The following is an 8,157-nucleotide window of genomic DNA, read 5'->3' on the forward strand; positions in this document are numbered from 1 at the left end:
GCATCACCGATGACGCCCGGCCAGGCGGTGATGCCGAACGCACGCCGGCTCAGGGTGGTGCTGGCGGAGAAGCCGGCGGTGCGTCGGAACGGGGGGAGCGGGTAGCGTTTGATGGCGTTGAGGGTCACATCCAGCGTGATTTCCTGGCTGACCCCGCGCAGGGTCAGCGTGCCGATCACGTGGGCGCGCTTGGCATCGATCGGTTCGACCCGGGTGGAGACGAAGTGTGCCTTCGGGAAACGCTCGCCATCCAGAAGGCTGCGGGCCAGCGTGGCCTGGTTCCATTTGGCATCACCAAGGTCCAATCGCGACACGGGGACCTCGACGTCCAGCGTGGCCTCGCGCCAGTTGTCGGGATCGAACTGCAGGCGGCCCTCGCTGCCGGACACCGTACCCATGGCCTGCGAATAGCCGGCGTGGTCGATGGTGAACAGCACCCGCGTGTGCACCGGATCGAGGCGATAGGTATCTGCATCCGCCCAGGCGGGAGCGGTGGCGAGCAGCATCGGCAGCAGGGCCAGGCAGGGACGCATCGATGGCGGGCTCCGGAAGGGGGACGCTGTGATCATACGCACAGGCCCCTGCCAAGGATGCGTGCATGGCTGCAACAGTTCGTGGTGGTCCTGCCCCGGCAACAGGCTGTTGCAGCCATGACCCCGGCCCTGTGTGACAATCGGGGCAGGACAGGGGGTTCAGGATGACGAGCAGCTGGCGCCTGTGGTGCATGGGCATCGCGGCAATGGGGCTGCTGCTGTTGGCGTCTGCCACGGCGGCTGCAGCCCTGGACATGGCAGAAACGCCGCGCCTGCGGCGCTTCGGTGCCGCCGAAGGCATGCCGTCGCGCATGGTGCTGGCACTGGCCGAAGACCGCCAGGGCCATGTCTGGGCCGCAACCGATGGCGGGCTGGTGCGCTACGACGGCAGCTCGCTGCGGGTCTGGGAGCACGATCCGGAACAGCCCGGCTCGCTGCCCGGCAACGAGATCGAGACCCTGCTGGTCGATCCGCTGGACCGGGTGTGGGTGGGCATCAATGGCAAGGGCGTGGCCCGCCTGGATGCCGACCGCGAGCGCTTCAGGACCTTCGATGCGGTCAATGGCCCCTGCATGAGCCAGTTCTGGACGCTGGCCTACGCCGGGGATGCGTTGTGGATCGGCACCAGCAGCCAGGGGATCTGCCGTTTCGGCGAGGACGGCAGCCTGCGTTTCTTCAAGCACGACCCGGCCCGTGCCGACGGCCTGCCCAGCAACACCATCTACAGCAGCCTGGTGGATGCGCGGGGGCGCCTGTGGATCGGTACCGAGGCCGGCGTCGCACGCTGGAATGGCCATGACTTCGAGCCTGTGGCGCCGCACGAGCTGGGCGCATTGAGCGTGCTGCGGATGAGCCGCGATCCGGATGGCTCGATCTGGGTCGGCAGCCAGAACGACGGCCTGTACCGCATCGACGCGCAGGACCGGGTCAGTCGTCCGCGCTGGAGCGACAGCGCCCGCCTGCGCTCGGCGCTGGTGCTGGCCGATCGCCAGGGCGGCTACTGGGCGGGCACGTCCGACGGCCTGCTGCGAGGCGACGCAAGTGCGCTGTGGCGGCTCGATGGTGACCGCGGCAGTGGTTTCCTCACTGCACAGAGCGGTGTGCTCGATCTGCTGCAGGACCATGAGGGCGGACTGTGGGTGGCGTTGCTGACCCAGGGGCTGGCCTATCTGCCGCCGGACTGGCGCCGCTTCTCGATCTGGAACCAGCTCGATGGCAAGCCGCTGGACAGCCAGTACCTGCTGGGCGCGGCCAGTGACGGCCAGAACTACTACGTGGGTTCGGCGCACGGTGTGTATCAGCTGGATGCGCACGGCACGCTGCGCCTGCTGGCCAGCGACCGCGAGATCGGCAGCGGTGCGGTGTGGTCGGTACTACCGCGGCCGGACGGGCGCCTGTGGCTGGGGCGTGCCGGCCGCATCAGCGTGTATGACCCGGCCACCCGCGCGCTGCACGATTGGCATATCGATGGAGGCGCCGACCTGCGCCAGCGCATCGACCTGATGCGGCAGGCGCCCGATGGCACGGTCTGGCTTTCGGTGATGAACCTGGGCCTGCAGCAGCGCAGCGCGGATGGCCGGGTGCTGCACAGCTATCCACTCGAGGATTTCCGCAAAGCGGCCGATTCACCCATCGAGCAGATCCGCTTCGATGCCCATGGCAAGGCATGGGTAATGGGCGACATGGGCATCTGGCGTGAGCAGGCCGGTCGCTTCGAAGCGGTGCCGGGGGTCTCGCGCGGGCTGATCTACGACCTGGTGTGGGTGGATCCGCAGCAGCTGTGGCTGGCCCGCCAGGGCGCGCTGGAGCGCTACCAGTGGGATGGCATGAGCCTGCGCCTGATCCAGCGCATTGATGGAAGCGCCGGTGTGCCGCCGGTCAGCATGGGTGGCCTGGCATTGGCCGACAATGGCCGGGTGTGGGCGACCACGCCGCGCGGCCTGCTGCGCTGGGACCCGAAAGCCCGGCGCCTGCAGTTGTTCAATGAACGCGATGGCCTGTCCGATGCCGAATTCACCAGCCGGCCGCCGGCGGTGAATGCCGATGGCCGCGTGCTGGCCGTGGCCCAGACCGGCCTGGTCGCTTTCGACGTGAATGCCGACGACGTGGTGCTGCCCGGATCGTCGCTGGTGATTGCCGAGGTGCGCGTGCGCCGCGACGATGCACGCGGCTGGCAGCCGCTGCCGAACACCGGCACCCTGCTGCTGGGACCGGATGATCGCGATCTGCAGATCGATGCGCGGCTGCTGTCGTATGCCAACCCGCAGGGCAACCGCTACCGCTTCCGCGTACGCGGGTATGACCAGAACTGGGTGGAGCAGGGCGGCGACGGCCAGCGCACACTATCGCGACTGCCCACCGGCAACTACGTCATCGAAGTGCAGGCGGCCACCGCCAATGGTGCATGGACGCCTTCACAGCAGCTGCAGGTGAAGGTGCTGCCACCGTGGTGGCGCAGCGGCATGGCGATCTTCGGCTACATCCTGATCGGTTCGCTGCTGCTGCTCATCCTGGTCTGGTCGATCCGTGCGCGCCTGCGCCGTCGCCAGCAATGGCAGCTGACCGTGCACAAGCAGGAGCTGGCCGAACAGGCCTCGCAGGCCAAGAGCCGGTTCCTGGCCACGCTGGGGCATGAAGTGCGCACGCCGATGACCGGCGTGCTGGGCATGAGCGAGCTGCTGCTGGCCACACCGCTGGACCCGGTGCAGCGCAGCTATGCCGGCTCCATCCAGCAGGCCGGTAGCCATCTGCTGCGGTTGGTCAACGATGCGTTGGACCTCGCGCGCATCGAGGCAGGCCGGCTGGAGCTGGATCTGCGCCCGTTCGACCTGGCCGGCCTGCTCGACCAGGTGCAGGCGCTGATGCAGCCCATGGCGAAACAGCGCAAGCTGGATTTCCAGCGTGGCGACGATCCGCCCGGCCCGATCAGCGTCAGTGGCGACGAGATGCGCGTGCGGCAGATCCTGCTCAACCTGCTGGGCAATGCGATCAAGTTCACCGAGCGCGGGCATGTCGGCCTGGCCGTGCACCTGGAAAGGAACGGCGGCGGTCTCTGTTTCGAAGTGCACGACAGTGGTCCGGGTATCAATGTCGAGCAGCAGGAGCGGCTGTTCCACCGATTCGAGCAGGCGGAGGGCCCGCGCACGGCCTCGCGCTATGGCGGCAGCGGGCTGGGCCTGGCGATCTGCCAGGAGCTGGCCGTGGCCATGGGCGGGCGCATCGAAGTGGACAGCCAGCCAGGCAAGGGCGCGCGCTTCCGGGTGCGGTTGCCGCTGCCCTGGACCCGGCAGGCCGCCGCCGCCGCGGGCGAAGCGCCTGCGCAGCCGGTGCTGCCGCCACTGCGCATCCTGCTGGTGGAGGACGATGCCACCGTGGCCGAGGTCATCGCCGGCCTGCTGCGCAGCCGCGGCCATGACGTAGTGCATGTGCTGCACGGCCTGGGGGCTTTGTCGGAGATCGCCACCGACGGCTTCGATGTTGGCCTGCTCGATCTCGACCTGCCGGCGCTGGACGGCACTGCGATCGCCCGCCAGCTGCGCACCCTGGGCTACGAGCTGCCACTGGTGGCGGTGACCGCCCGCTCCGATGCCTATGCCGAATCGCAGGTGCTCGCTGCCGGTTTCGATGGTTTCCTGCGCAAGCCGGTCACCGGCGACATGCTGGTGGCAGCGATCATCCAGGCTCGCGCCAAACGACAGACCACAACTTGAAAACGTCGGCGCCGGGCGTGAACGGCGCGACTTTCGGTTTACCATGCCGACGCCCGCGGCGCGGGAATCATCAGGGCAGCGTGAGGAGGCAATCGGTGGTGTATCTGCGGGCGGCGATGCTGCTGCTGATCCTCCTGTGCGGCCTGTCACCCGCTGCCGCGCAGCCGGTGCCACCCAGCCCGCGCCAGGTGACGGTGTTCGACGGCCTGCCCTCCAATACCGTCAACCGCATGGCCGAAGACCGCTACGGCTACCTGTGGATCGCCACCAACGACGGCCTGGCCCGTTACGACGGGCGCAACTACCGGATCTGGCGCTCGGAGGATGGCCTGCGCGACAACCGCATCTGGACGGTGCTGGTCGATGCGCGCAACCAGCTCTGGATCGGGACCGAGAACGCGGGCCTGGTACGGATGTCGGCCGACCGCCGCCAGCTGCATTTCTACGACCGCAGCAGCCAGCCGTTGATGGGGACCAACACGGTCTGGAGCCTGGCGACCACCCCCGACGGTGCGATCTGGTTCGGGACCCACGAAGGTGGGCTGTACCGGTTGGACAGCGAGGATCGCCTGCAGCGTTTCCTGCCCGAGGCCAACAATCCACGCAGCCTGCCCGCTGCCTCGGTGCCGTATCTGGCGACGCTGGCCGATGGCAGCCTGTGGGTCGGCACCAAGCATGGCGTGGCGCGCTGGACCGGTACCGACTTCGAGCGGGTCGGCACGGATGTCATTCCCAGCCTGCTGATCAATGGGTTGACCAGCGAACCCGATGGCAGCCTGTGGATCAGTACGATGGCCGGCGCCACGGTGCGTCGCCCCGACGGGCGTTTTGAATCGCCGCCATGGAAACTACCGCCGGGCGAGCAGGTGCTCGGCATGATGCTGCGTGATGAACAGGGCGGGCATTGGCTGGATACCCGTACCGGGCTGGGTCGGGCCGTGGATGGGCAGTACCAGACGGTTCCGCTGTACAGCGCTGTTGCGCGCGGGCCGGTGCGACCGAACTGGACTGGCGCCTACGAGGACCGCGAAGGCGGCATCTGGTTGGCCAGTACCAATGCCGGCCTGTGGCACCTGCTGCCGCGCTGGTGGCAGTTCTCGGTGTTGTCGCGATTGGAGGATGACGCCGGTTCGCTGCGCAATGCCTTCGTGCTGGGCACCAGCCCTTCCGGCAATGGCGGCATCTGGACGGTTGGCAGCCACGGCGCGCTGGACCGGTTCGATCCCAAGACCGGAAAGATCGAGCAGCACCGCACCTGGGTCAACGGCATGTACTGGCTGTCCTCGGTTCGCGAGGATCGCCGTGGCCAGGTCTGGATCGGCTCGACCGATGCGTTGCTGCGCTACGACCCGAAGCGGCGTGACCTGCGTCGCTGGGGCCGTGATGCCGGGGCCGACGCAACCATGGAAGGGGTCATCGAGTCGATGATGACCTGCGACGGCGACAGTCTGTGGTTGATGTTGCCTGCAGGCCTGCAGCAGCGTGACCTCGACGGTCGCCTGCGCCGCCAGCTGGACAACGGCCAGCGCGGCCTGCAGCAGGGCCAGCTCAACCTCGACGTGGAATGCGGACCGCAGGACCACATCTGGCTGGCCAGCAGCCGTGGCCTGCTGCAGTGGCTGCCGGAAAGCGAGCGCTTCCAGCCGGTGCCGGGTGCACCGGCGACGGCGATCCATGCGCTGCACGTGGGCCGCGATGGCCAAGTCTGGTTGTCGGAGGATGGTCGCTTGTCGCGCTACCGCTGGAGCCAGGGCCGGTTGGAGCGGCAGGCCGTGGTCGGCGCGGAGCAGGGCTATCCGGCGATCTCCGCCTCCGGGCTGGTGGTCGATGCGCAGGGCGTGGCCTGGGCCACCAGTGCGCGCGGCCTGGTCCGCGTTGGCGCCGATGGGCAGAGTGTGCGCCTGTACGGCGTGCACGACGGCCTGCCCAGCCAGGAGTTCCGCGAGCACACGTTGACGATGTCCGGCGATGGCCATCTGGTGGCCGGTACACCGGCTGGCGTGGTGGTGTTCAACCCGGAGCAGGTGCGGCCGTCGGTACGGCGCGCGCCGTTGGTGATCGAGCGGGTTGAAGTCCGCCGCAACGAGCCGGTACTCGACCTGACCCACGACACGCCGTTGCAGATTGCCGATGGTGATCGTGACCTGCGCATCGTCGCGCGATTGTTGTCGTTCGCCGATTCTGCTTCCAACAGCTACCGCTACCGCCTGGCCGGCTACGACCCCGATTGGGTGGAAGTGGGACCGGCCGGTGAGCGCCTGTTCTCGCGCCTGCCGCCGGGCAGCTACCGTCTGGAAGTACAGGCGCGCTCGGCTGACCACGTCTGGTCGCGGGTGCAGAGCCTGGAATTCCGCGTGCAGCCACCGTGGTGGCGCAGCCTGTCCGGACTGCTGGTACTGGCCTCGATCGCGCTTCTGCTGACCAGTTGGTTTGCCTGGTTGTATCGCCGCCGCCTGCAGCGGCGCCACGCCTATCAGCTGGCACTGCACAAACAGGAACTGGCCGAGCAGGCCTCGGCGGCCAAGACCCGCTTCCTGGCCAATCTCGGCCACGAAATCCGCACGCCGATGACCGGCGTGCTCGGCATGAGCGAACTGCTGCTGGCTTCACCGCTGGACCCGCAGCAGCGCGGCTACACGCAGTCGATCCGGCATGCCGGCGAACACCTGCTTCACCTGGTCAACGATGCCCTGGACCTGGCACGGATCGAGTCCGGACGGCTGGAACTGCAGTCCAAGCCGTTCGCGCTGAGCTGCCTGTTGCAGGATCTTGCCGCCCTGATGGGACCGCTGGCAGCACAAAAGGGCCTGCGCTTCACCCTCGACAACCAGCTGCCGCCGGGCCTGCAGGCGACCGGCGATGCGATGCGGGTACGGCAGATCCTGCTCAACCTGCTCTCCAACGCGGTCAAGTTCACCAGCCGCGGAACCATCACCCTGCATGCGCGCAGCGACGGCGAGCTGCGCGCGCTGCACTTCGAAGTGCGCGACACCGGGCCGGGCATCAGCCAGGAACAGCAGCAGCGCCTGTTCCGTCGTTTCGAGCAGGCCGACGGTGCCCGCACCGCTGCGCAGTACGGTGGCAGTGGCCTGGGCCTGGCCATCTGCCGCGAACTGGCGCAGGCGATGCAGGGGCGTATCCAGGTGGAGAGCCAGCTTGGCCGCGGCACGTGTTTTGGCGTGACCCTGCCGTTGCCGCTGGTGGTCGATGCCAGCGCAGAGGCCGAGGGCGAAGCGCACCGCGAGGATGCGGCCAACATGCCGCCGTTGCGCGTGCTGCTGGTCGAGGATGATGCAACCGTGGCTGATGTGGTGCGCGGGCTGTTGAGTGCACGCGGCCATGAAGTGGTGCACGCGGGCCATGCGCTGGCGGCACTGCGCGAGATCAGTGCCGGTGATTTCGATGTCGGTCTGCTGGATCTGGACCTGCCGGGCCTGAGCGGCTTCGAGCTGGCCCAGCACCTGCGCAACCAGGGCTACATGCTCCCGCTGCTGGCGGTGACCGCGCGCACCGATCCGGACCTGCAGCAGCAGGTGGAGGCGGCCGGCATCGGCGGCTTCCTGCGCAAGCCGGTGACCGGTGAGCTGCTGGTGGAAGCGATCGCCAGGGTGATGGGTAGGTAGGTTCGGCAGGGCCTGCGGCCCTGCACCTGCAGAGGCCGAAGCAACAGCAACAGCGAGCATTCCGTGGGTTGGCGGGGCGGGGGGGGGGGGGGGGGGGGCCCCCCCCCCCCCCCCCGGGGGGGGGGGGGGGCGCCCCCCCCCCCCCCCCCCCCCCCCCCCCCCCCCCCCCCCCCCCCCCCCCCCCACCGCCCCGCCGGGGTTGGTGGGGGCGCGGGGGGCGCGCCACTTGCGCGTTTTCAAAATCAGTTTGTGGTGTTTGGCGGGTGGGCGGCCCCCGCGTCGTTTGCTTTT

Annotated in this window: 3 protein-coding genes; 2 read left to right on the forward strand and 1 reads right to left on the reverse strand. The window is 68.6% G+C overall.

The genetic code is table 11. The features are described 5' to 3' along the window. Positions 1 to 533, reverse strand: a 533-nt coding sequence (locus tag QRO91_RS20920) for a YceI family protein (protein ID WP_285310544.1), incomplete at its 3' end; no start/stop codon positions are given. A 164-nt stretch (positions 534 to 697) separates the two neighbouring features. On the opposite strand from QRO91_RS20920, the gene QRO91_RS20925 reads away from it, so the two are divergent. Both QRO91_RS20925 and QRO91_RS20930 read left to right on the forward strand, forming a co-directional pair. Beyond that, the gene (locus QRO91_RS20925) at positions 698 to 4,243 is read left to right on the forward strand and encodes an ATP-binding protein (RefSeq protein WP_197620549.1); all 3,546 of its coding nucleotides are present in this window, start codon (positions 698 to 700) and stop codon (positions 4,241 to 4,243) included. 95 nt (positions 4,244 to 4,338) lie between these two features. Beyond that, on the forward strand, positions 4,339 to 7,866 hold the full coding sequence (locus QRO91_RS20930; RefSeq protein WP_285310545.1) for a hybrid sensor histidine kinase/response regulator: 3,528 nt from the start codon (positions 4,339 to 4,341) through the stop codon (positions 7,864 to 7,866). Positions 7,867 to 8,157 lie beyond the last annotated feature (291 nt).

Source organism: Stenotrophomonas maltophilia group sp. Smal32 (genome assembly GCF_030237085.1).
GTDB lineage: Bacteria > Pseudomonadota > Gammaproteobacteria > Xanthomonadales > Xanthomonadaceae > Stenotrophomonas > Stenotrophomonas maltophilia_Q.